The 23,996-nt window shown below is 50.1% G+C and carries 20 protein-coding genes; 10 read left to right on the top strand and 10 right to left on the bottom strand.

The genetic code is table 11. The annotated features are described in order from the left end of the window. The first annotated feature begins 20 nt into the window (after positions 1 to 20). The 7 genes from BBP27_RS03760 to BBP27_RS03730 all read left to right on the top strand — a co-directional run bounded on the left by BBP27_RS03760 (position 21) and on the right by BBP27_RS03730 (position 9,846). Entirely contained in the window at positions 21 to 821 is an 801-nt protein-coding gene (locus tag BBP27_RS03760) for an NUDIX domain-containing protein (protein ID WP_188212027.1), read from the top strand. 1 nt (position 822) lies between these two features. After that, positions 823 to 1,245 (top strand): hypothetical protein, encoded by a 423-nt coding sequence (locus BBP27_RS03755; protein ID WP_188212011.1) that lies wholly within the window; start codon positions 823 to 825, stop codon positions 1,243 to 1,245. A gap of 767 nt (positions 1,246 to 2,012) precedes the next feature. After that, entirely contained in the window at positions 2,013 to 2,888 is an 876-nt protein-coding gene (gene prpB / locus BBP27_RS03750) for a methylisocitrate lyase (protein ID WP_036490908.1), read from the top strand. Positions 2,889 to 2,972: 84 nt separating this feature from the next. Then, a complete protein-coding gene (gene prpC, locus BBP27_RS03745) occupies positions 2,973 to 4,127 on the top strand; it encodes a bifunctional 2-methylcitrate synthase/citrate synthase (protein ID WP_070837983.1) in 1,155 nt (384 codons plus the stop codon). Between the two features lie 400 nt (positions 4,128 to 4,527). Beyond that, positions 4,528 to 7,134 (top strand): Fe/S-dependent 2-methylisocitrate dehydratase AcnD, encoded by a 2,607-nt coding sequence (gene acnD, locus BBP27_RS03740; RefSeq protein WP_188212012.1) that lies wholly within the window; start codon positions 4,528 to 4,530, stop codon positions 7,132 to 7,134. Positions 7,135 to 7,251: 117 nt separating this feature from the next. Beyond that, on the top strand, positions 7,252 to 8,421 hold the full coding sequence (gene prpF, locus BBP27_RS03735; protein ID WP_188212013.1) for a 2-methylaconitate cis-trans isomerase PrpF: 1,170 nt from the start codon (positions 7,252 to 7,254) through the stop codon (positions 8,419 to 8,421). Positions 8,422 to 8,634: 213 nt separating this feature from the next. Then, the gene (locus tag BBP27_RS03730; protein WP_188212014.1) at positions 8,635 to 9,846 is read left to right on the top strand and encodes an acetate kinase; all 1,212 of its coding nucleotides are present in this window, start codon (positions 8,635 to 8,637) and stop codon (positions 9,844 to 9,846) included. A 58-nt stretch (positions 9,847 to 9,904) separates the two neighbouring features. Here the strand turns inward: BBP27_RS03730 and purM are convergent, their stop codons facing one another. Continuing rightward, complete coding sequence (purM, locus tag BBP27_RS03725) at positions 9,905 to 10,939, bottom strand: phosphoribosylformylglycinamidine cyclo-ligase (protein ID WP_188212015.1); 1,035 nt, start codon at positions 10,937 to 10,939, stop codon at positions 9,905 to 9,907. Between the two features lie 202 nt (positions 10,940 to 11,141). Between purM and BBP27_RS03720 the strand changes: the two genes are divergently transcribed. Next, positions 11,142 to 12,212 (top strand): AI-2E family transporter, encoded by a 1,071-nt coding sequence (locus BBP27_RS03720; RefSeq protein WP_188212016.1) that lies wholly within the window; start codon positions 11,142 to 11,144, stop codon positions 12,210 to 12,212. 66 nt (positions 12,213 to 12,278) lie between these two features. Continuing rightward, complete coding sequence (locus BBP27_RS03715) at positions 12,279 to 12,995, top strand: S-methyl-5'-thioinosine phosphorylase (protein WP_188212017.1); 717 nt, start codon at positions 12,279 to 12,281, stop codon at positions 12,993 to 12,995. Positions 12,996 to 13,040: 45 nt separating this feature from the next. Here BBP27_RS03715 and BBP27_RS03710 read toward each other — a convergent pair whose 3' ends face one another. From BBP27_RS03710 to BBP27_RS03700, 3 genes are all read right to left on the bottom strand, one after another. After that, positions 13,041 to 13,535 carry a hypothetical protein gene (locus BBP27_RS03710; RefSeq protein ID WP_049349748.1) on the bottom strand — a complete coding sequence of 165 codons (495 nt, stop codon included), beginning with the start codon at positions 13,533 to 13,535 and terminating at the stop codon, positions 13,041 to 13,043. Positions 13,536 to 13,680: 145 nt separating this feature from the next. Beyond that, positions 13,681 to 14,115, bottom strand: a complete 435-nt coding sequence (locus tag BBP27_RS03705; RefSeq protein ID WP_188212018.1) for a hypothetical protein — start codon at positions 14,113 to 14,115, stop codon at positions 13,681 to 13,683. Further along, entirely contained in the window at positions 14,108 to 15,415 is a 1,308-nt protein-coding gene (locus BBP27_RS03700) for a homoserine dehydrogenase (protein ID WP_036490890.1), read from the bottom strand. Before BBP27_RS03700 ends, BBP27_RS03705 begins: the two co-directional genes overlap by 8 nt. 206 nt (positions 15,416 to 15,621) lie before the next feature. Between BBP27_RS03700 and BBP27_RS03695 the strand changes: the two genes are divergently transcribed. Next, positions 15,622 to 15,996, top strand: coding sequence for an Mth938-like domain-containing protein (locus BBP27_RS03695; protein ID WP_188212019.1), 375 nt, complete (start codon positions 15,622 to 15,624; stop codon positions 15,994 to 15,996). A gap of 279 nt (positions 15,997 to 16,275) precedes the next feature. Here the strand turns inward: BBP27_RS03695 and BBP27_RS03690 are convergent, their stop codons facing one another. From BBP27_RS03690 to BBP27_RS03665, 6 genes are all read right to left on the bottom strand, one after another. Continuing rightward, entirely contained in the window at positions 16,276 to 16,893 is a 618-nt protein-coding gene (locus tag BBP27_RS03690) for an NAD(P)H-binding protein (RefSeq protein WP_049360043.1), read from the bottom strand. A gap of 92 nt (positions 16,894 to 16,985) precedes the next feature. Beyond that, positions 16,986 to 18,806, bottom strand: a complete 1,821-nt coding sequence (gene hutW / locus BBP27_RS03685; RefSeq protein ID WP_049360044.1) for a heme anaerobic degradation radical SAM methyltransferase ChuW/HutW — start codon at positions 18,804 to 18,806, stop codon at positions 16,986 to 16,988. A gap of 274 nt (positions 18,807 to 19,080) precedes the next feature. Next, on the bottom strand, positions 19,081 to 19,806 hold the full coding sequence (locus BBP27_RS03680; protein ID WP_049360048.1) for an ABC transporter ATP-binding protein: 726 nt from the start codon (positions 19,804 to 19,806) through the stop codon (positions 19,081 to 19,083). Between the two features lie 46 nt (positions 19,807 to 19,852). After that, positions 19,853 to 20,794 (bottom strand): FecCD family ABC transporter permease, encoded by a 942-nt coding sequence (locus BBP27_RS03675; RefSeq protein ID WP_188212020.1) that lies wholly within the window; start codon positions 20,792 to 20,794, stop codon positions 19,853 to 19,855. 139 nt (positions 20,795 to 20,933) lie between these two features. After that, the gene (locus BBP27_RS03670; protein ID WP_049360052.1) at positions 20,934 to 21,725 is read right to left on the bottom strand and encodes a heme/hemin ABC transporter substrate-binding protein; all 792 of its coding nucleotides are present in this window, start codon (positions 21,723 to 21,725) and stop codon (positions 20,934 to 20,936) included. A 72-nt stretch (positions 21,726 to 21,797) separates the two neighbouring features. After that, entirely contained in the window at positions 21,798 to 23,996 is a 2,199-nt protein-coding gene (locus tag BBP27_RS03665) for a TonB-dependent hemoglobin/transferrin/lactoferrin family receptor (RefSeq protein WP_070822204.1), read from the bottom strand.

Genomic DNA, 23,996 nt, shown 5'->3' with positions numbered 1-23,996 from the left:
ATATTAAGAATAATCTCATGATGGCTGAAGACACACGTCCATTGGTGCAGGTGGTTGCCGGAATTTTGCTCGACAAAAACGGCCGCTACCTGCTCAGTTCCCGCCCGGAGGGTAAACCGTATGCCGGTTATTGGGAATTTGCCGGCGGCAAGGTTGAGGTAGGCGAAAGCGATTTTCAAGCCTTGCAACGCGAGTTTGAAGAAGAACTCGGTATCCGTATCCTTGCTGCTACGCCGTGGCTGACCAAAGTCCATTCCTACGAACACGCACATGTACGCCTGCATTTTTTATGGGTGGAAGCCGACCAATGGACGGGCGAAATCCAATCGAGGGAAGGGCAGAAATGGGCATGGCAAAAGGCCGGGGATTTTACCGTTGCGCCGATGCTGCCAGCCAATAGCGCATTGTTACGCTCCCTATCCATTCCGCGCCGGCTTCAAGGCCGTCTGAAAAGCGGCTTCAGCGGTCAAAACAGCATGGGCGAATATCATGTTGCGCCATATGGATTGGCTCATCAAACCGCATCGGCGGTATTGCTGGAGTTCGCCGATTGGCAACAAGGCAAGCCGATAGCAGCGTCCAGCGTGTGGCCAATCATTGAAAATGCCGAACAATGGCGGCAGGTGCAAAATGCGGATGCCGTTGTTTGGAAAGTGGCTGACGAAGCGGCTGCCGGGCAAGTTATCGATATTTTGGCGCAAGGCGTGGCGATGCCGCTGATTGTGGCAGCTCCGGAAAGTCTGGTTTCCATTTATCGCGAACAGTGGCAGAGCATGGGTGCGCATGCCGTTTTGATCGATAATGACATTGAGGCCGTCTGAAATGAGTAAAAATCAAAAGCTTTTGATTGCCGCTGTTTTACTGATTGTGTTTGCGGCGGCCAAACTGCTGCTCTTGGATTGGTGGCAGCAACAGCAATCAAAAACGAAAGTAGTCGAATGTAATTTAATACAGGGCTGCGTCCTGCCTGACGGTTCAAAAGTGCGTGCAACATCCATCAATACGCACGAGCCGTTTGATATTGTGATAGAGAATGTTCCGCAAAATACGGGCGCGGTCAGTATCAGTTTCAGCATGAAAAACATGGACATGGGCTTCAACCGCTATAACCTGACTAAACAATCTCCGCAAAGCTGGCAGGCTTTGCAAATCCGCTTGCCGTTTTGTGTCGAGGGCCGCCATGATTACACTGCCGATATTACCGTCGGCAAACAGACTTTTCAGACAGCATTTAGCGCGAAGTAGCCATCCGATAGAGGCCGTCTGAACGGCCATAGGCAAAAAAAATCTAATTTTTTAGATAATGTATTTAAAAATTCCTTATAAATGAATCAATTATAAATTATTTTTTGATGGATTGTTTACAATCATTCTGACTATAAACCAAAAATACAAAACGGACAGAAGCCAGGCTACATCAGGGTTTGATGTGGCAGGGACTGTCCGCTTTTTATGTTTATTGCTAAAGAATCATTTATTAGTAACTGAATTTTTTATAAAATTTTTGAAAAAAGTGTTTGACAAGTCTGGTTTTATTTTTTAAATTTGTTTCCATAAATAAAAAACTACATCGCACTACAAAGGAACATCATCATGAATCTGTATCAAACCACTCTCTCTTGTTATAGATTTTCCCCTCTCTCCGCCGATCCCGTCGTCGTCTGCTTATTGCCAGTCGCGGCGGTCTGAAGGCTCCCAACCCGAATCCAGTTTCCGCATTTCCACAAACACTTCGGGTTTTAAAACTTCTTTCCCCTGTTGCATTCATATACTGATTAATAATATTTAAAAAACAAATACCTCCGCTTCAGCCTTATTGTATTTATTGGTTTTAATAACTATTTGTTTTTATTAATTTTAAATTTTTAGATGGTTGATAATGGAAATTTTACAGGCCGTCTGAAAACAGTTTTTGAAATGATTGTTTCTTTTTAAACGGTTCGTTTCTGGTTTGGAGAAAACTGAACCGGCCGATTGATACTGACAAAAGTCTATAAAGGAGAAATATTATGATGAGCCAACACTCTGCCGGAGCGCGTTTCCGTCAAGCCGTAAAAGAATCGAATCCTCTTGCCGTCGTCGGTTGCGTCAATGCTTATTTTGCGCGATTGGCTACCCAAAGCGGTTTCAAGGCGATTTATCTGTCTGGCGGCGGCGTGGCAGCCTGCTCTTGCGGTATCCCTGATTTGGGTATTACCACAATGGAAGATGTGCTGATTGATGCGCGGCGGATTACGGACAACGTGGATACGCCTTTGCTGGTGGACATTGATGTGGGTTGGGGCGGGGCGTTCAATATCGCTCGTACGATTCGCAACTTTGAACGCGCCGGTGTTGCAGCGGTTCATATCGAAGATCAGGTAGCGCAGAAACGCTGCGGCCACCGTCCGAATAAAGCCATCGTTTCTAAAGATGAAATGGTTGACCGTATCAAAGCTGCCGTTGATGCGCGCGTGGATGAGAACTTTGTGATTATGGCGCGTACCGATGCGCTGGCGGTGGAAGGTTTGGATGCCGCTATCGAACGCGCTCAGGCTTGTGTCGAAGCCGGTGCAGACATGATTTTCCCTGAAGCCATGACCGATTTGAACATGTACCGCCAATTTGCAGATGCAGTGAAAGTACCTGTATTGGCCAACATTACCGAGTTTGGTGCTACACCGCTTTATACGCAAAGTGAGCTGGCTGAAAACGGCGTGTCGCTGGTGCTGTATCCGCTGTCATCATTCCGCGCAGCAAGCAAAGCCGCTCTGAATGTTTATGAAGCGATTATGCGCGATGGCACACAGGCGGCGGTGGTTGACAGTATGCAAACCCGTGCCGAGCTGTACGAGCATCTGAACTATCATGCCTTTGAGCAAAAACTGGATAAATTGTTTCAAAAATAAGTAACCGCTTTCAGACGGCCTTTCAACAAATCCGCATCGGCCGTCTGAAAAATAAAACCCATAAAAATACAAAGGAGAAATACCATGACTGAAACTACTCAAACCCCGACTTTCAAACCTAAAAAATCTGTTGCGCTTTCTGGCGTTGCGGCCGGTAATACCGAATTGTGCACCGTCGGCCGTACCGGCAACGATTTGAGCTATCGCGGTTACGACATCTTGGATTTGGCACAAAAATGCGAGTTTGAAGAAGTCGCCCACCTGCTGATTCACGGCCATCTGCCCAACAAATTCGAGCTGGCCGCTTATAAAACCAAGCTCAAATCCATGCGCGGCCTGCCTATCCGTGTGATTAAAGTGTTGGAAAGCCTGCCTGCACATACCCATCCGATGGATGTGATGCGTACCGGCGTATCCATGCTGGGCTGTGTTCACCCCGAACGTGAAAGCCATCCGGAAAGTGAAGCGCGCGACATTGCCGACAAACTGATCGCCAGCCTCGGCAGCATCCTCTTGTACTGGTATCAATATTCGCACAACGGCAAACGCATTGACGTTGAAAGCGACGAAGACACCATCGGCGGTCATTTCCTGCACCTGTTGCACGGCAAACGCCCAAGCGAATCACACATCAAAGCCATGCACGTTTCACTGATTCTGTATGCCGAACACGAGTTCAACGCTTCTACCTTTACCGCCCGCGTGATTGCCGGTACAGGCTCGGATATGTATTCCTGCATCACCGGCGCCATCGGCGCGTTGAAAGGTCCGAAACACGGCGGCGCGAACGAAGTGGCTTACGATATTCAAAAACGCTACCGCAATGCCGACGAAGCTGAAGCTGACATCCGCGAACGCATCGGCCGTAAAGAAATCGTGATCGGTTTCGGTCATCCGGTGTACACCATTTCCGACCCTCGCAACGTTGTCATTAAAGAAGTGGCACGCGGTTTGAGCAAAGAAACCGGCGATATGCGCCTCTTTGACATTGCCGAACGCTTGGAGAGCGTGATGTGGGAAGAGAAAAAAATGTTCCCGAATCTGGACTGGTTCTCTGCCGTTTCCTACCAAAAATTGGGCGTACCGACCGCTATGTTCACACCGCTGTTCGTAATTTCCCGTACAACCGGTTGGAGCGCACACGTTCTCGAGCAACGCAAAGACGGCAAAATCATCCGTCCGAGCGCAAACTACACAGGCCCTGAAGATTTGGCATTCGTGGAGATTGAAAACCGCTAATACGCGTCACAGCAGGGTGGGCCGCCAGCCCGCCCCATCTCGAAATGCCGTTTGAAAACAATGAATAAATGATGTTTTCGTTTTTCGACGGCCTAGTGCAGTATGCGAGAGAGAGAGCCGGCCGTTTGGAAAACATGCTGCTCTGCTGTCGTCATTCCCATACAGGCAGAAATTCAAAAGTTGAAATGTTCTGCTGTAAAGAGTGCTGAAAGATTTAAGTTTGGATTTCCGTCTATACGGGAATGATGGTAGCAGAGCGGCAATTTTTTTTCATACTGCGAATAGATTTCAAATCACAAGCAATAAAACAGAATTTATGGTTTCAGACGGCCTTAAGGTCCGAATCAACAGGCCGTCTGAAACCCAAAACCAAAAAAAGAATAGATTTAGGAGAACCAACATGACTGCCAACCAACGCTACCGCAAAGCTTTGCCCGGTACGGATTTGGAATATTACGACGCGCGTCAGGCGTGTGAAGACATCAAACCAGGCTCTTACGACAAGCTGCCTTATACAAGCCGTATCTTGGCTGAGAACTTGGTCAATCGCGCAGACAAAGTCGACCTGCCTACGTTGCAAAGCTGGCTGGGTCAGCTGATTGAGGGAAAACAGGAAATCGACTTCCCTTGGTATCCGGCGCGCGTGGTGTGTCACGATATTCTGGGGCAGACAGCGTTGGTGGATTTGGCAGGCCTGCGCGATGCGATTGCCGAAAAAGGCGGCGATCCTGCCAAAGTGAATCCTGTGGTGCAAACCCAGCTCATCGTCGACCACTCTTTGGCCGTTGAATGCGGCGGCTACGATCCTGATGCTTTCCGCAAAAACCGAGAAATCGAAGACCGGCGCAACGAAGACCGTTTCCACTTTATCAACTGGACGAAAACCGCCTTTGAAAATGTGGACGTGATTCCGGCTGGCAACGGCATTATGCACCAAATCAACTTGGAAAAAATGTCTCCGGTTATTCAAGTCAAAAACGGCGTGGCGTTCCCTGATACTTGTGTCGGCACAGACTCACATACGCCGCACGTCGATTCATTGGGCGTGATTTCCGTGGGCGTAGGCGGTTTGGAAGCGGAAACCGTGATGCTGGGGCGCGCGTCCATGATGCGTCTGCCCGATATTGTCGGCGTTGAGCTGACCGGCAAACGCCAGCCGGGCATTACTGCCACCGATATCGTGTTGGCACTGACCGAATTCTTGCGTAAAGAGCGCGTGGTTGGTGCATTTGTCGAATTCTTCGGCGAAGGCGCAAGAAGCCTGTCGATCGGCGACCGTGCCACCATTTCCAACATGACCCCTGAGTTCGGCGCGACTGCCGCGATGTTCGCTATCGACGAGCAAACCATTGATTATTTGAAACTGACCGGACGCGACGACGCACAGGTGAAATTGGTGGAAACCTATGCAAAAACCGCAGGCTTGTGGGCAGATGCCTTGAAAACCGCCGTTTATCCGCGCGTGTTGAAGTTTGATTTGAGCAGCGTAACGCGCAATATGGCAGGCCCAAGTAACCCACATGCCCGTTTTGCGACCGCCGATTTAGCCAGCAAAGGCTTGGCTAAACCTTATGAAGAGCCTTCAGACGGCCAAATGCCTGACGGAGCAGTGATTATTGCCGCGATTACTTCATGTACCAATACTTCCAATCCGCGCAACGTCGTTGCCGCCGCGCTGTTGGCACGCAATGCCAACCGCCTCGGCTTGAAACGCAAACCTTGGGTGAAATCTTCGTTTGCCCCCGGCTCAAAAGTAGCCGAAATCTATTTGAAAGAAGCAGGCCTGCTGCCTGAAATGGAAAAACTCGGCTTCGGTATCGTTGCCTTCGCATGTACCACCTGTAACGGCATGAGCGGTGCGTTGGATCCGAAAATCCAGAAAGAAATCATCGACCGCGATTTGTACGCCACTGCCGTATTGTCAGGCAACCGCAACTTTGACGGCCGCATCCACCCGTATGCGAAACAGGCTTTCCTCGCTTCGCCTCCGTTGGTCGTTGCCTACGCGCTGGCAGGCAGCATCCGTTTCGATATTGAAAACGACGTACTCGGCGTTGCAGACGGCAAAGAAATCCGCCTGAAAGACATCTGGCCTACCGATGAAGAAATCGATGCCATCGTTGCCGAATATGTGAAACCGCAACAATTCCGCGACGTGTATGTACCGATGTTCGACACCGGCAAAGCGCAAAAAGCCCCGAGCCCGCTATACGACTGGCGTCCGATGTCCACCTACATCCGCCGTCCACCCTATTGGGAAGGCGCATTGGCAGGGGAACGCACATTAAGAGGTATGCGACCGCTGGCGATTCTGCCCGACAACATCACCACCGACCACATTTCGCCATCCAATGCGATTTTGGCCAGCAGTGCCGCAGGCGAATATCTGGCGAAAATGGGTTTGCCCGAAGAAGACTTCAATTCCTACGCCACCCACCGCGGCGACCACCTCACCGCCCAACGCGCTACCTTCGCTAATCCGAAACTGTTTAACGAAATGGTGAGAAACGAAGACGGCAGCGTACGCCAAGGTTCGCTGGCACGCGTTGAACCCGAAGGCAAAACCATGCGCATGTGGGAAGCCATCGAAACCTATATGAACCGCAAACAGCCGCTCATCATCATCGCTGGCGCGGACTACGGACAAGGCTCAAGCCGCGACTGGGCTGCAAAAGGCGTACGCCTCGCCGGAGTGGAAGCGATTGTTGCCGAAGGCTTCGAGCGTATCCACCGCACCAACTTGATCGGTATGGGCGTGTTGCCGTTGCAGTTCAAACCGGGTACCAACCGCTACACCCTGCAACTGGACGGTACGGAAACCTACGACGTTGTTGGCGAACGTACACCGCGCTGCGACCTGACCCTCGTGATTCATCGTAAAAACGGCGAAACCGTTGAAGTTCCGGTTACCTGCCGCCTCGATACCGCAGAAGAAGTGCTGGTGTACGAAGCCGGCGGCGTGTTGCAACGTTTCGCACAAGATTTCTTAGAAGGAAATGCAGCGTAAGGTAAATCGGGCATCGTCAAAATGCCCGGGCTACGCTCAAAAAGGTTTTCAGACGGCCTCGAATGTTTGAGAGGCCGTCTGAAAAAACCATACTAAAAATACAAAGGAGAACCCGAAATGCCGCAAATCAAAATCCCCGCCGTTTACTACCGCGGCGGTACATCTAAAGGCATTTTCTTCAAACGCACCGATCTACCGGACGCTGCGCGGGAAGCAGGCGAGGCACGCGACAAAATCCTGTTGCGCGTACTCGGCAGCCCCGACCCCTACGGCAAGCAGATAGACGGTTTGGGTAATGCCAGTTCGTCCACCAGCAAGGCGGTGATTTTGGACAAGTCCGAACGTGCCGACCACGACGTTGATTACCTCTTCGGACAAGTTTCCATCGACAAACCTTTTGTCGATTGGAGCGGCAACTGCGGCAACCTGACCGCCGCCGTGGGCGCATTTGCCATCGAACAAGGCTTGGTCGATAAATCCAAAATCCCTTCAGACGGCCTGTGTACCGTCAAAATCTGGCAGAAAAACATCGGCAAAACCATCATCGCCCATGTGCCGATGCAAAACGGCGCAGTTTTGGAAACAGGCGATTTTGAGCTTGACGGCGTAACGTTTCCGGCAGCCGAAGTACAAATCGAATTTCTTGATCCGGCCGACGGCGAAGGCAGTATGTTCCCAACCGGCAATTTGGTTGATGAAATTGATGTGCCGAATATAGGCCGTCTGAAAGCCACGCTTATCAATGCCGGTATTCCAACCATTTTCCTGAATGCCGCAGATTTGGGCTACACAGGCAAAGAGTTGCAAGACGATATCAACAACGATGCCGCGGCTTTGGAAAAATTTGAAACCATCCGCGCGTATGGTGCGCTGAAAATGGGCTTGATCAGCGATGTATCCGAAGCCGCCACCCGCGCCCATACTCCGAAAGTCGCTTTTGTCGCCCCTGCGGCCGATTACACCGCTTCAAGCGGCAAAACCGTCAAAGCTGCCGACATCGACTTATTGGTACGCGCACTGAGCATGGGCAAATTGCACCACGCCATGATGGGTACCGCTTCAGTTGCCATCGCTACCGCCGCCGCCGTGCCCGGTACGTTGGTCAACCTTGCAGCCGGAGGCGGAGCGCGTAAAGAAGTCCGTTTCGGCCATCCGTCAGGCACACTGCGTGTCGGTGCAGCCGCCGAATGTCAGGATGGACAATGGACGGCCACCAAAGCAGTCATGAGCCGTAGCGCACGCGTGATTATGGAAGGACAAGTCCGAGTGCCGGAAGATTGCTTTTAAGTTTTCAGACGGCCACGCCATTAAACAAGGCCGTCTGAAAACCAAATAAGCAAATTTTAGTCAGGTAGCGATACCTGCAATGGAGATTAGGGTTGGGCATGAAGCCTGACTAAACACAAAACCAAAGGCAATCTGGAAAGCTCTCAAATGTTTTTGCTCTTTTCAGACGGCCTGAAGCCAAAAAAACAATCAAAAATTCAAAGGAGAAACACCATGTCCAACCAACTCATTCTTGTTCTGAACTGCGGCAGCTCTTCACTCAAAGGTGCCGTTATCGACCGTAAAAACGGCAAAGTTCTCTTAAGCTGTCTCGGCGAACGTTTGGGTACGCCCGAAGCAGTCATTACGTTCAGCAAAGACGGCAAAAAATGCCAAACAGCTTTGATCGGCCGTAACGACCATGCCGGTGCCGTAGGTATGCTGTTGAAAGAGCTTGAAAAACACGGCCTGCACGACCGCATTAAAGCCATCGGCCACCGCATCGCACACGGCGGCGAAAAATACAGCGAATCTGTTTTGATCGACCAAGCAGTAATGGACGAACTCAATGCCTGCATTCCGCTCGCTCCGCTGCACAACCCTGCCAATATCAACGGTATTTTGGCTGCGCAAGAGCATTTCCCAGGCCTGCCCAATGTCGGCGTGATGGATACTTCGTTCCACCAAACCATGCCGGAGCGTGCCTACACTTATGCCGTTCCGCGTGAATTGCGTAAAAAATACGCTTTCCGCCGCTACGGTTTCCACGGTACCAGCATGCGTTACGTTGCCCCGGAAGCCGCACGGATTTTGGGCAAACCACTGGAAGACATCCGCATGATTATTGCCCACTTAGGCAATGGCGCATCCATTACCGCCATTAAAAACGGCAAATCCGTTGACACCAGTATGGGCTTCACGCCGATTGAAGGCTTGGTAATGGGTACCCGTTGCGGCGACATCGATCCGGGCGTATACAGCTATCTGACTTCCCATGCCGGTTTGGATGTTGCCCAAGTTGATGAAATGTTGAACAAAAAATCAGGATTGCTCGGGATTTCCGAACTTTCCAACGACTGCCGTTCTTTGGAAATCGCGGCGGACGAAGGTCATGAAGGTGCGCGTTTGGCCCTGGAAGTCATGACCTACCGCCTTGCCAAATACATTGCTTCGATGGCTGTGGCTTGCGGCGGCGTAGATGCGCTCGTGTTTACCGGCGGTATCGGCGAAAACTCGCGTAATATCCGTGCCAAAACTGTTTCCTATCTTGATTTCTTGGGTCTGCACATCGACACCAAAGCCAATATGGAAAAACGCTACGGCAATTCAGGCATTATCAGCCCGACAGGTTCTTCTCCGGCTGTTTTGGTTGTGCCAACCAATGAAGAGCTGATGATTGCCCACGATACGGCGCAGTTGGCAGGATTTTTGGAAGAAGTAGGCTAGGGCAGTGTAAACAAAAAAGTGCGGATTCATCATCCGCACTTTTTTAATTACATCTCAATCAAGCCACTTGGGTTTGATGTTCGTCGCCGTTGCGCTCACGAACTGCACCCAAACGGTAAACGGTTTCGCCTTGTTCGCTCAAGAATGTCTGTACCGCATCGGCATCTTCTTTGGCAATAATAACAACCATACCGATACCGCAGTTGAATGTACGGTACATTTCTTGGGTTTCCACATTGCCTGCTTTTTGCAGCCATTGGAACAGTTTAGGCAATTCCCACGCTTTGGCATCGATTTGTGCAACGGTATTTTCAGGTAAAACGCGAGGTACGTTTTCGGTAATGCCGCCGCCGGTAATGTGGGCCATGCCTTTAATGGTGAATTTTTCCAAAGCGGCAAGGATAGGTTTCACATACAGACGGGTAGGGGCGATGATGGCTTCGCGCAAGGTTTTGCCGTTGTCAAATTCTGCATCCAAATCGGGATTGTCGCGCTCGATGATTTTGCGTACCAAAGAGTAGCCGTTGGAGTGTACGCCGTTAGAAGCCAAGCCCAAAACAACGTCCCCGGCCTGAATGCTGCGGCCGTTAATGACGCGTTCTTTTTCAACCACGCCGACGGCAAAACCTGCCAAGTCGTATTCTCCTTCGGGATACATACCCGGCATTTCGGCAGTTTCACCGCCAATCAAAGCGCAACCGGATTCTTCGCAGCCTTGTGCAATGCCTTTAATCACATCAGTCGCGCGGGCAACATCCAGCTTGCCGCAGGCAAAATAGTCCAAGAAGAACAAAGGTTCTGCGCCTTGAACCAAAATGTCGTTGACGCTCATGGCAACCAAATCGATGCCGACAGTATCGTGTTTGTCCCAGTCGAAAGCCAGTTTCAGCTTGGTGCCGACGCCGTCCGTACCGGAAACCAATACCGGATTTTTGTATTTCTTGCCGATTTCGACCAAAGCGCCGAAACCGCCCAAATCACCCAACACTTCAGGGCGCATAGTACGTTTGGCAAAAGGTTTGATGTTTTCGACCAGTTGATCGCCTGCGTCGATATCCACGCCTGCGTCACGATAGCTCAAAGAAGTGCTCATTGGATTTCCTTATTCGGGTATGGGTAGATTGTCGGAGCGTATTTTATCTTAAATTGGAGGATTCAGGCTGAATTTTTTGGCGTTATTGTTAACAATTTTATTTTGCCTTGATTGGTGTCGCACTTTCAGACGGCCTTTGTGAATCTGTTATACTGCTTATTTATTTTGAAAACCTTAAACATCAATTGGGAAATACCTTTTTATGTATCAAAAGAAAGAGCGTGGCGCAAAACCGTGGGTAATTATGGCTTGCGTCGTTGCAGCCTTTATTTGGCTTTTATATGCCTTGGGCGATGTTTTGACGCCGTTTATTGTGGCCGCCGTTTTGGCCTATGTTTTGAATCCCTTGGTCGAGTGGCTGCAATTGAAGCGTATCCGTCGCGCGCCGGCTTCGATGATTATTATGGCGTTTGCCTTGCTGGTATTGCTGTCGTTAGTGCTGATTATCGTGCCTATGTTGTTGAACCAGTTTAACAATCTGGCCGAACGCCTGCCGCAAATCGTGGGCTTTGTTCAAAACAAATTGCTGCCGTGGCTCAACAGCGTCAGCGGGGATTATATTCAAATCGATCAAGAATCAATCATCGCATGGTTGCAGTCGCATACGGATGAGTTGAGCAATACGCTCAAAGCATGGATTCCTACCTTGATGCGTCAAAGCGGCAACGTGATCAGCGGCGTCAGCAATTTGGTATTGCTGCCTTTGCTGCTGTATTACTTCTTGTTGGATTGGAAACGCTGGTCTTCCGGAATCAGCAAACTGGTTCCACGCCGTTTTATCGAGACCTACACGCGTATCAGCAGCAATATGGACGAAGTATTGGGCGAGTTTCTGCGCGGCCAGCTAATGGTTATGCTGATTATGGGCTTGGTCTATGGCTTGGGCTTGATGTTGGTCGGTTTGGATTCCGGCTTTGCTATCGGTATGATTGCCGGTATTTTGGTATTTATTCCGTATTTGGGCGCATTTACCGGCCTTTTGCTGGCAACAGTTGCCGCGCTTTTGCAATATGGCTCATGGCAGGGTTTGTTGATGGTCTGGGCTGTATTCGGTGTTGGACAATTCCTGGAAAGCTTTTTCATTACGCCTAAAATCGTCGGCGACCGCATCGGCCTGTCGCCTTTCTGGGTGATTTTCTCGTTGATGGCTTTCGGGCAACTGATGGGTTTTGTCGGTATGCTTGCCGGCCTGCCGCTTGCCGCTGTAACGCTGGTTTTATTGCGTGAAGGCGCATCTGCCTATTTCGGCAGCCATTTCTACAAACATAAATAAATCGATGATATTAAGGCCGTCTGAAATCTAAGTTTCAGACGGTCATTGATAACAAAGGAAGTTTATATGTTAGCCATTATTGGCGGCAGCGGTTTGACCAAACTGCCGGAACTCGAAATTACTGAACGAAAAATCGTACGCACCCCATACGGCTTAACCAGCAGCCCTATTTTGTTCGGCAGGTTGGGGCGCTTGGATATTGTTTTTCTTGCCCGACACGGCTTCAGCCATACCATCGCGCCGCATGAAATCAACTACCGCGCCAATATCTGGGCGTTGCACTCTTTAGGCGTTGAAAACATCATTGCCATTTCCTCAGTCGTCGGCATCAATCCTGATTTTGAAAACGGCAGCCTGGTGCTGCCGGACGATTTGATCGACTATACCTATGGCCGCAAAGATACCTTTTTTGAAGGCCAAGAATGCCCTGTCGTCCATACCGATTTTTTCAACCCTTATAGCAATGAGTTGCGGCAAGAATTATTGAACATCACAAAAGCACACAATGTGCCGATTTACGACTCCGCCGTTTATGGCTGCCTGCAAGGCCCACGCCGCCCGACCCATGCCGAAATCGCCCGTTATCGCCGCGACGGCGTAGATGTACTCGGGATGACCGGTATGCCAGAAGCCGTTTTGGCCAGGGAGTTGAAAATGGCCTATGCCCACTTTTGCAGCGTCAGCAGCATTGATTGTTTTGATAATGGAAAAGGGAATGAAGGCTGTAACGAACAGGTTTCTATGACAATGACCAAAATCCGACAATTATTGAATGGTTTGTAATTGATAATGCCGTCTGAAATGAGGTTTTCAGACGGCATTGTTTATTTAAGAAGCCGTTTCGCGCGCCCAGTAGGGCAGAGAGGCTTTTTGTTTGCGGAACGAGGCAAGTTGCATGCCCCGACATTTTTCAAAAATCAATTCAACTCCGCTTTGCAACTGCAAAATTAAGTTGGTATGCGTTTCCGTTTTAATAAAATCGATATTGCGTTGTACCAAACGTTGAATGACGGCATACACATCAAGGCAGCCATTTGCGAAAAACCACGGATTCAACTTTACCCAACGGCCGCCGCTTAAGGCCGCATCAGGCTGAAAATCAGCACGAATCTGAGTCAGTCGATTGTCGGAGAAATGCAGCTCGATGTCGCCATAAAGCCAAATATTCCAGCCTTTTTGTACCAACAAGCCTTTAGGGACGCAATCAGGCGCAGGGAACATCTGCAAAATAGACTCCGCAGATTGTCCGATTTCCAAATAATCAAACCGGCCGGTATACAAAAAATCATAAATATCAACGGCAATAGGAAAGTGGTAACGCATGGCAACAACCATAGAAAAGCAATTAACCAAGCTATCTTAAACTTAAAATATAATGAAATCAATTCCTATTACTATTTAATCAATATAAGAAAGGCCGTCTGAAATTCCAGATGGCCTTGTATCTTTGGTTTAAACCGATATTGGTTTACTCAGCCTTTAAATCAGCCACACATTGCTTATCGCGTGCCTCAAAGGCTTCCGCGCCACCCAAAAGTTTGAGTTGCTCCCCAGGGCTGATTTTACCGAAGGTTCGGATTTGCTCGTCGGAGAGTTTGCTTAAAGGCTGATCCCACATACAGACACAATAGTCTTGAGCCAATTTCTCGTTTTGCGCATCCAAACCTTTTGCCTTCAAATCAGCTTGCCATTTTTCAGCAAAAGGAATGTTTTTCACACAAGACTCCACCACATTTTGTTTCATCTGCGGCTTGTTCATGGCGCATTGCGAGAGCAGGGCGGTCAGCGCCAGCAAAGACAAAATTACCCATGCCCAAATGCGGATGGTACGGATTTTTGCCTTGGCTTTCTTTCTGGCCGCCAGTTGTTCTTCAGACGGCCTTTCTGTTTGTCGCTCAGTCATGCAGGCTTTCCATGCGGATCATGGTGATCGGAGCATCTACGCAGCTCAGTGCCTCAATCGCTGCGATAGCGCGTTTGACATTACGCTCCACAGTTGTGTGAGTCAAAATCACGATTTCGGCAGTACTTTGATCAATCACACCTTTTTGAATCAAAGCCTCGATAGAAACATTTTCTTTGGCCAAGAGGGCGGCAATCTGACCCAAAGTACCCGGCTCATCAGTTGCTTGAACGCGCAGATAGTAGCCGCTGGTAATTTCATCCATAGGCAGAATATTTTGCGCTCGAACTTGTGAAGGTTGGAATGCCAAGTGAGGGACACGGTGGTCAGTTTCTGCTTCAAGCAGGCGGGCAATATCAATAATATCGGCAACCACGGCAGAAGCAGTCGGTAATGCACCGGCGCCGGCACCGTAATACAAAGTCTCACCAACCATATCGGCATTGACACGGACAGCATTCATCACGCCGTTCACATTAGCCAACAGACGGCTTTCAGGAATCAGAGTAGGGTGTACGCGCAACTCGATGCCTTTGTCGGTTTTACGGGTAATACCCAACAATTTGATGCGATAGCCAAGCTCTTCAGCGTATTTAATATCGCGGCTGTCGAGTTTGCTGATGCCTTCCAAATAGCAGGCAGAAAAGTTCATCGGCGTACCAAATGCCAATGCGCTCATAATCGTAATTTTATGGCCGGCATCATGACCTTCGATGTCAAAAGTAGGGTCAGCTTCAGCATAGCCCAAAGCCTGAGCTTCTTTCAGTACGTCTGCAAACGCGCTGCCTTTTTCGCGCATTTCAGTCAGAATGAAGTTGCTGGTACCATTAATAATACCGGCGATACTGCGGATTTGGTTCGCAGCCAAACCTTCACGCAAAGCCTTGATAATGGGGATCCCGCCGGCAACAGCAGCTTCAAACTGCACCATGACATTTTTTTCTTCCGCCAAAGGGAAAATTTCATTGCCGTATTCAGCCAGCAGTTTTTTATTGGCAGTAACAATATGTTTGCCGTTTTCAATCGCCTTCAATACCGCATCTTTGGCAATACCGGTACCGCCAAACAATTCAACAACAACATCAACATCTTGATGCTGAACCAGCTCAAATGGGTCTTTGATAAAAGCAGCATTCGGGCAAATTTGTTTGGCTTTTTCTTCGCTCAAATCACAAACAGCAGAAATACGGACTTCACGTCCCAAACGGCGGCTGATTTCCGCAGCATTGTCCTGCAATACAGTAGCCGTACCGCCACCAACTGTACCCAAACCTAAAAGACCGATATTTACTGGCTTCATTGTGTCTCCTTTTGAGCCGATACTTTAAAATAATCACGAAAAACCAAGGCTTGTTATAATCGCTTGCAATCGTCAATTCAGAGCAAAACATCAATGCACAAGGTCAAACATTGAATCCTACCTGATATTGCTTGATTTTGCACCTTTTTTTGCAAGTTTCCAGAGGCTGTCTGAAAAATTGTTCCGCCATAAAAACAGGAATTACTATGAAAATTACAGAAAACCATATCGCCGAAGCCACATCATTTTTTTCATCCTCACAAGGCATATTGCAAATTGGTGAACAAACATACTCAGAACCCATTTGCTGGCAAGATGGCAAAATTAGCATCATTCCTCAAGCGACCATCGGAGAATTAAACGAACAAATTTTTTTATCGGCAATTGAAGCAGCAGAAAACTGTCCTGAAGTCATCATTATCGGTACCGGAGCAAAACAACAATTCATGCATCCCAAAATTGCCGCAGCCTTATCAACTTACGGAGTCGGCCTCGAATGCATGAATACAGCCTCAGCTTGCCGAACTTTAGTTTTACTGCAAGGCGAAGGCCGAAGCACATGGGCTTGGTTGTGGCCATAATTTGTGGAAAAGGCTTTTACATCATAACAGTTTAAGTTCGCATAATTTATATTATGTTAAATTCATAATGCCAACATTTTAGTCTGTTAAATCCTGTTTTACTCAGTAGTTCAATTACTTACAGAATTCAAAAGTAAAAGGTCGTCTGAAATTTTTCAGACGGCCTTTTATTTATATCCCCCAGTCTTTTCTCAGCAAATCCTTTATTGTTTGATCAGCTGCTAATCAATTACCTACTCCAACTTTAACAATGGAAAGTAGGCAATCTACTCAATCCGTTTATGCCGTACCAACGCTATACGTTTCGCCCTTGCTGTCCGCTTGACTGACAACGGCAGCAACAGCGGTGGCCAAGCCGTTGCGCGTCATGTATTTTTGCGGAATTTCTTGGGCATTTTGTGTCAAGGTATAGGCATTATCTTCGCCATCGGCAAGGCCGCAGGGGCGCAAAATGGTCCAATTCAAACCGCTTTGTTTGAGATAGATTTCGGCTTCTGTTTTAGCACGGACGGCTTCGCCGAGTGCCTGTTTGAACGGCTCACTCATCATATCCCATTGTTCGCCGCAGCCCATGCTGGTAATCAGTACAAAGCGGGCTTGCGGATTGGCGGCTTTCGTGGCGGCAATAATGTTAATATTGCCCAGAGCATCGCTGCGGATGCCCTCTTCGTTTTTGCCGCCGACAAAACTGATCACGGTGTCGGGACGATATTGTGCCAACACTTTATCAAGCGCGTCTGCATCAAGTGCATCGGCGACGACGGTTTGAATATTGTGTTCTGCAAAAAAGCTGTCTTCAGACGGCTTTCTCAATACGGCGACGGTATCGGCTGAATTGTTCAATGTACGGATATAGGCGCGGCCGGACGGGCCGTTGGCTCCGAAGATGAGTTGCATGTTTGGGGTTCCTTTGTATGGTAGATGTTTGTTGTTAGAAAATCCGCTCCTCTATGCAACAAGGAACGGATTTTCAGGCCGTCTGAAACTGTTTAAGCAGCATCAAACAGTTTGCGCATGGCTTCGATTTGATGTTGTTTCAACTCGCCTGTCTCATCGCGGCCGACGAAAATTTTAAACATGGCGCCGCCGTTGCGGTTGATAAAGTTGAGCGAGCAAGTGGCTTTGCCCATGAACGGGCGTTCCAAAAGGTAGATGGAGGCGCAGTTTTCGTAATAGATATGACCGTGTACGCCGCCGTCGGTTTCGGGATGGTCAAAGTTGTAGAAACCGCGGCCGACTTTGCCGTTAGGCAGTTTGCCGCTGACTTCGACGATGGCATCGGGGGTGTGGGCGATAAAGGTAACGGATTCATCCCATGCTGCGATGGCTTGGAGAATTTCGACAATGCGGCTGCCTTCGGTTTGGCGCACGTTCTCTTCAGGCAGGCAGCGGATAACGTCTTCAAAACTGCATTGGTTTTGCGCGGCCAGCATTTCCAGCACTTGGCCGGGATTTTTTTCCAATGATTGGCGTAACATGGTTTGTTGTTCGGCTGAAAGTTTTTGCATGGTTTGATCCTTTTCTTGAGTCGGAAGAGTGAGCATGAGTTTGCGGATAAGGGTGGGCGACCAATAACGGCCGCTGGTATTCAAACGGATCAGACCGTCTGAATCGGGTTCTTTAAAAAGCTGCATTTCCTGCCATTGGGCAATCAGCTTTTGCGCTGCTTTGTTGCCGTCGAACAATGATGGATTTAGACGGCCTGTTTCAATATCGTGCTGGACTTTGCTGAGAAGTGCTTTATTTGGGCTATGGCCGCTCATAAATGCGATGTTTTTCTCGCCTTTCGGCGTGGCAAGATAGCTCTCCAAATCGCCCTGCACCTGATAGCTGAAACCGCCGAAGTTACCACCTGCTCCGGAGCCGAATGCTAAACAGGAAATATCGGATTTGATCAGGGTATTGTAGCGGTTGCGCTCGCCGCGGCCGGGATAGGCGAAGTGGCTGTTGCTGACCTGTTCCCAGCCTTTTTCCAGCAGTGTTTCAACCGTGTAGGCATATTGGTCTGCCTGAATATCGAAACCCGGCGGTGTCGGAAATGCACCTTTTTCAATCATGCGGTTGATGGGCAGCATGGGATAAAGGTTGAACGCATACGTATCCAAACCGGACAGCGGCAGTTCGGCGGCTCGTGCAATATCGTTTTGCCAAACCTCATCGGTTTGATTGGGCAGGCCGAACATCAAATCGGCCACAATTACGGCATCAAGCTCGCACAATTTTGCCAAATATTCAAACGCCTCGTCGCCGCTGTGTTTGCGGCCGAGACGGCGGCGGATGGCGGTATTGAAGGTTTGCACGCCGATGGAAATGCGGTTGGCCCCTGCTTCGAGACAGGCCTGTGCTTTTTCCAAATTGAAATGGCTCATGCGCCCTTCGATGGTGAACTCGCAGTCTTCGGCAAGCGGCAGATATTGATAGCAGGCACGAATCAAGCGGACGATGTCTTCCGTAAGCAATGCGGTCGGCGTACCGCCCCCGAAATAAACAGCTCGGATTTTGCCCTTGCCTGTACGAACTTCGGCTTCAGCGGCCATTTCTTCGATAATTTTGTCGGTGTACACGCTGCTTTGGCTATCCTTCCACGCATTACGGTAGAAGCCGCAAAAAACGCAATGGTTGGCGCAAAATGGAATATGCAGATAAGCAAGCGCATCCACATCGGTAGCATAGGGAAGCTTTTTCTTCCAAATGTTCTGCCACTGGGGACGCGGCATTGGAACACCGCCCCAAACAGGCATTAATGCCTGACGTTCGGGAAATGCCTTGGGCGCGGATTGTTTCGGAGTCCAAACAAGCTGCTGTACCATGATAATGATTAATAAAAATTATTAATAAGATTTATATATTAAATAACCATCATCATTTTCTTGTCAATATTTTTGTGTAATTAAAAATTAGTATTATTTTAAAATATTGTATTCTATAAATAATAAAATATATTTCTATTTGATGGAAATCGGCATTTTACTTGTGAAATGCGCAAAATTTGGTTCTTCAAGCTGAGAACATCCTCCCATCTCGTTTTATTTTTGAACAATACAATAAATTTTATTTATCGTTTTTCAGACGGCCTTTTGGCGCTCAGCTTCTGAAATAAAACCCTGCCTCATCTTTGCAACGGCGTATCTGCCAACCGTAAACCGATTCAAGCAAGTCGGGGCGCATCACTTCGCCCACCTTGCCTGATGCAACTACTTTTCCCTTATTCATCAAGATAATATGTTCCGCATAACGCGCGGCGAGGTTTAAATCGTGCAATACCATCATTGATGAGGCACGGTTCAAATGCCCGACCAAATACTGCATCAGGCGGTGTTGGTGGCGGATATCGAGATGGTTGCACGGTTCGTCCAAAAGCAAGACCGGCGCGTTTTGCAACAGGGCGCGGATGATGTTGGCGCGTTGCTGTTCGCCTCCTGAGAGCTTGCCGATGCGCTTATCCGCCAAGACCGTCAAATCAAAATAATCGAGCAACTCGTCCGCCCATTCATGGTTCAGACGGCCTTTTTGTACGAATGATGCCAACGCAATGTATTCGCGTACGCTCATCGGCATGTTGTAACGGCCATGCTGCCCGACCCATGCCACCCTGCCCGTGCGGATTTGCGGCGCAACGGCCTCACCGAAAAGCGTGATTTCCCCCTGCCCTGTTTGCCCGATTAAGGCCCGCAGCAAAGTAGATTTACCCGCACCATTTGGGCCGATAATAACGGTTATGCCGTGAGGTATATCCAGTTGATCGATTTCTAGCAGGGTTTTGTCTTGGACGCGGACGGAAAGATTACGGATTTGAAATAAAGAGTGCATGGCAAAAAATATGAGGCAATGAAGTTTCAGACGGCCTGTTCAAACATCAACGGCTTTTCAAAGGCTTGATAAACAAATACATAAAAAACGGTCCGCCCAATAAGGCAATCACGATACCGACCGGCAGATCGACAGGGTATGTCAGCCAGCGCGCCGCGCCGTCCACCACCATCAAAAATACTGCGCCCAACCAAGCCGACAGCGCAATCAATTTGCGGCGGCTGCCACCGACGGTTTGCGCCAGCACATTGGGGATCATCATGCCGAGAAAACCGATGATGCCCGAAAGCGACACCGCCGCCCCCGTCATCAATGCTGCGCCAATTACGGTTTGCACACGCAATGCCCCAACCGACACCCCCATACTGGCAGCCGTGTCTTCCCCCGTCATCAAAACGTCCTGCCGCCTGCCTGCCGACAGCAAAATCAGAAAACCTGGCAACATGACCGCGATTGCCGTGACAGGCGATGAGAAACCGGCTTCAGCAAGGCTGCCCGACAGCCATGTGGTCGCGCTGCGCAATACCAAATCGTCAGATAAAAACAAAATCATGCTGACTACCGCACCCGAAAACGCGCTCAACACAAAACCCAACACCAGCAATCCCAAAGTACCGCCGCCGAGTAGTTTGTGCACCGCCAAAATCAGCAGGCACACACCCAATGCACCGAGAAAAGCCGCCGCCGGCACACCCATCGCGCCGCCGCCCAAAGCCAATAACACTATCACGCCCAAGGCCGCACCGCCCGATGTCCCGATCAAACTCGGATCGGCCAGCGGGTTCTCAAATAAAGCCTGCAATGCCGCCCCCGAAGCGGACAAACCGGCTCCGACCAAAAGCGCGGTATAGATGCGTGGTAAACGAATTTGGCGGACGGTTTCATCCATCGCCAGCGGCGACTCCCACGCGCCAAAACCGATGCCGCAGCACAAATAAACGGCGGCGGCAGTAAGCAGCAGGCAGAGGGTAAGGGTATGCGGTTTCATGACATCATGCGGTTCAAGCGGATTGAGGAACGGTTTCAGACGGCATTTTTAAGACAGCCGTTTTGCCTCCTCAACAAGAAGGAACACATCAAGGCCGTCTGAAAACAAAAATCGGGCAGTTTTTTCAAATCAGGCGCGTTTATTTCGCCAAACCGTGCAAACGCTGAATCACTTGCGGCGTATCCAGCCCGTAACGGAACATATCGTTGGCCTTCCACAAATAAATTTTGCCGTTTTTCGCGGCAGGCGAGCCGGCGATTTCGGGACGTGCGGCAAAGGTTTTGACGTTGCCTATCATGGCAGTGTTGTGGTCGGCAATAATGATGATGTCGGGTTTGGCCGCAATCCATGCCTCACGCGTCATCGGTTTGAGGCCGTCAATGGCGGCTGCGGCATTGATACCGCCGGCACGGCGGATGATTTCGTCGGCGGCAGTATTCTTGCCCGATACGATGCGCCCGTCGTAGCTGAAGAGGTAGCGTTTGCCGTTGGAAGGCTGCTGTTTCATATCCGCCTGCCACTTGCTTGCCAACTTGTCCGCCTGCGCGCTTTTACCGATAAGCTGACCGATGTTGCGGATACTTTGCGGATAGGCGGCGATGCTGTCGTCGGGTGCAACATTGACGGCTTTAATGCCTGCTTTTTGCAGGTGGGCAAAAATATCGGCAGGCTGCGCCATCCATGAACCGATGGCAATGTCGGGTTTGGCGGCCACAATCGGCTCAACCGTCAGACGGCGATGAATGCCGATACTGGGCTTGTTTTTCAACGCCGGGTTTTGAACGGTCTGATCTCGGCCGACAATTTCGTCCAATGCGCCGAGCGCAGCAACAATGTCTGCCGTATCAGGGGTTAACACGACGATGCGTTGCGCGTGTGCAGTGCCGGCCAACGAAATAAGCGCGGAAAGCAGAAGGAGTTTGAGTTTCATTGATTTTCCTTGTCGAATGCTTTCAGACGGCCTGCTCACTTTCTCAGGCCGTCTGAAAACGGTTGAATCACTTTAGAACTTCAGTTGTACGGTTGCGGCGAAATTGCGGCCGCTTTCGGTGTACAAGTCCATCACACTGGTACGGCTCATGCCGGCAACGTCTGCATGCTGCCAGTATTTTTTGTTGCCGACGTTGTAAATGTTTGCGCCGATTTCAAGGTTTTTAAACGGCTTGTACCACGCACCGACATCCCATACGCCATACCCCGGCGCTTGGAAAACAGTGTCGCTGCTGACGCGGCTGTGTTTTTTCGACCAGCGCAGCTTGGTGCCGATACCCCATTTTTCCTGCGTGTAATCCAAGCCCAAAACGCCGTTGAGCGGATAAGCGGAATCCAGCGGCGTACCGTCTTGCTGTTTGCCGCTCATCCAAGCGATGCTGCCGGAAACCTGCCAGCCCGGCAGGAATTTGTAGGCGGCAGAGGCTTCTGCACCGTAGGTTTTGACCCTATCTAGGTTTTGATATTGGTACTGGATAATTGGGCGTCTGCCAACGGTGGAGGTACCGATTTCAGTGCGGTTGATGAAGTTGCGGTAACGGTTGTAGAACGCGGTGACTTGCGCACGGGTGCGTTCGTTTTTAAATTTCATCCCCAATTCAAAGCTGTTGGATCGTTCGGATTTGAGGTTGGCATTGGGAATGACGGCATAGCCGTAGGTCGTATTGGCAAACGCCATGGTCGCGCTGTCAAACGGCGGCGTGCGGAAGCCTTGGGAATAAGTAGCGAAACCGGTGAACTGCTCACCCATCGGCACGCTCAGGCGCAGGCTGGGCGTAAACGCGGAATCACTGAAGCGCGTCGCCGTTCCGCTGGGGTTGGCGTTAAGATAAGCTTGGTCGGTCGAAGTGTTCAGCTTGTCTTTTTCGTAACGCAAGGCCGGGGTCAGGACGATGCCGTTGCCGAAGGTCAGGCTGTCTTGCGCGTAAACGCTAAACGTTTTGCGCTTACTATCGGGGAAAGTTTTATTCGGATAGGTGCTGCCTGCATAGATTTTGCTGACGGCGCCGGTCAGGTTGTCCACTGTCAGGCTGTCACGCGGACGGGCGGTCTCGGCGTGTTTATATTCTGCGCCGGCAACGACGGTTTGTTTGACCGCGCCATCAAATTCCCACACGCCTCGCCCGTTCAGTCCGCGTATGGTCTGATTGAAACCGTAGTCGGAATAACGGGTCGAGTTACCTAATAGACGCGCGCCCATGCGCGTCATGCTGACATCGACGGCATCGTCTTCTGTACGCAATTTTTGCTGATAGGCAGTCAGGTTCGCTTCTTTCAGACGGCCTTCACCAGTGTAGCGGTAGCCCGCTTCGATACGTTGACGGCGGATGCGGTCTCGGGCGTTGCTCTCGGATGTTGCAATGGTTACCGGCCCGCGCGATTGCGAACCCAAGCCGTTTGCCAATACAGTATCGTTGGCGTGGTAATACTGCTCGTACAAAGTTTCCAAGCGGTGGCGTTCGTTGCCGATATTGCCTTTCGCCAAGATATTGTAGGCATTGTTTTTCTGCGGGTTGGTAGCAGTACGTGCAGTCGAGTAGCTGGTATCGCTGCCCATGTTTTCGGTTTCATGACCTTGACGGCGCGTCAGCATCAGCAGACCTTCGGCGTTTTCATGGAAACCGGCGGCTGTCGCTGTTACGCCGTGACTGCGGTCGCGGCTGCGATAGCCGTGTTTCAAACTGAAATGACCGCGTTTATCCGCATCGACGAAATCGCTCGGTGAGAGCGTGACCATGTTCACCACGCCGCCGAGCGCATCGCTGCCGTAGAGCGCGGAATAAGGTCCTTTGACAATATCGACCTGCTTGAGCGTGTCGCTTTCGACCATATCGCGTCCCGAAATCGCACCGTTGGAGCCGCCGCCTGCATAAGATTCGGGAATGCGCACACCGTCCACCATCATCAGAATGCGGTTGCCGTCTATGCCCCGGATATTAATGCCCGCATGGCCACGGCGGTTGTTGTCAGACGGCACACTGACGCCGGATTCATACATCACGATATCGTCCAAATTCTGCGCCGAGGCTTGATTCAAGGTTTTGCGTCCGATAACCGACACATTCGGCGCGGCTTTATCCAAGGTTTGCGCATTACGGTCGGCAGTAACCACCACAGGCTCTATTTCGGCCTGCTCTACCGGCATCTGAGCCGCATATAAATGTCCGGAAAAAACCGCCCCTACTACACAGGCAATCGCTTTCTTTTTCAT

This window comes from Neisseria sp. RH3002v2g, assembly GCF_014596425.2.
Lineage (GTDB): Bacteria > Pseudomonadota > Gammaproteobacteria > Burkholderiales > Neisseriaceae > Neisseria.
The sequence above is the reverse complement of the archived record's forward strand: the minus strand, read 5'-3'. Positions and strand labels throughout refer to the sequence as shown.

Coding starts and splice junctions, on each gene's coding strand:
- BBP27_RS03720 (WP_188212016.1), top strand. CDS start 11,142: ATGTATCAAAAGAAAGAGCGTGGCGCAAAACCGTGGGTAATTATGGCT.
- BBP27_RS03710 (WP_049349748.1), bottom strand. CDS start 13,535: ATGCGTTACCACTTTCCTATTGCCGTTGATATTTATGATTTTTTGTAT.
- prpF (WP_188212013.1), top strand. CDS start 7,252: ATGCCGCAAATCAAAATCCCCGCCGTTTACTACCGCGGCGGTACATCT.
- BBP27_RS03690 (WP_049360043.1), bottom strand. CDS start 16,893: ATGCAACTCATCTTCGGAGCCAACGGCCCGTCCGGCCGCGCCTATATC.
- BBP27_RS03700 (WP_036490890.1), bottom strand. CDS start 15,415: ATGAAGCCAGTAAATATCGGTCTTTTAGGTTTGGGTACAGTTGGTGGC.
- acnD (WP_188212012.1), top strand. CDS start 4,528: ATGACTGCCAACCAACGCTACCGCAAAGCTTTGCCCGGTACGGATTTG.
- prpB (WP_036490908.1), top strand. CDS start 2,013: ATGAGCCAACACTCTGCCGGAGCGCGTTTCCGTCAAGCCGTAAAAGAA.
- hutW (WP_049360044.1), bottom strand. CDS start 18,806: ATGGTACAGCAGCTTGTTTGGACTCCGAAACAATCCGCGCCCAAGGCA.
- prpC (WP_070837983.1), top strand. CDS start 2,973: ATGACTGAAACTACTCAAACCCCGACTTTCAAACCTAAAAAATCTGTT.
- BBP27_RS03705 (WP_188212018.1), bottom strand. CDS start 14,115: ATGACTGAGCGACAAACAGAAAGGCCGTCTGAAGAACAACTGGCGGCC.
- BBP27_RS03675 (WP_188212020.1), bottom strand. CDS start 20,794: ATGAAACCGCATACCCTTACCCTCTGCCTGCTGCTTACTGCCGCCGCC.
- BBP27_RS03680 (WP_049360048.1), bottom strand. CDS start 19,806: ATGCACTCTTTATTTCAAATCCGTAATCTTTCCGTCCGCGTCCAAGAC.
- BBP27_RS03665 (WP_070822204.1), bottom strand. CDS start 23,996: ATGAAAAAGAAAGCGATTGCCTGTGTAGTAGGGGCGGTTTTTTCCGGA.
- BBP27_RS03695 (WP_188212019.1), top strand. CDS start 15,622: ATGAAAATTACAGAAAACCATATCGCCGAAGCCACATCATTTTTTTCA.
- BBP27_RS03670 (WP_049360052.1), bottom strand. CDS start 21,725: ATGAAACTCAAACTCCTTCTGCTTTCCGCGCTTATTTCGTTGGCCGGC.
- purM (WP_188212015.1), bottom strand. CDS start 10,939: ATGAGCACTTCTTTGAGCTATCGTGACGCAGGCGTGGATATCGACGCA.
- BBP27_RS03760 (WP_188212027.1), top strand. CDS start 21: ATGGCTGAAGACACACGTCCATTGGTGCAGGTGGTTGCCGGAATTTTG.
- BBP27_RS03715 (WP_188212017.1), top strand. CDS start 12,279: ATGTTAGCCATTATTGGCGGCAGCGGTTTGACCAAACTGCCGGAACTC.
- BBP27_RS03755 (WP_188212011.1), top strand. CDS start 823: ATGAGTAAAAATCAAAAGCTTTTGATTGCCGCTGTTTTACTGATTGTG.
- BBP27_RS03730 (WP_188212014.1), top strand. CDS start 8,635: ATGTCCAACCAACTCATTCTTGTTCTGAACTGCGGCAGCTCTTCACTC.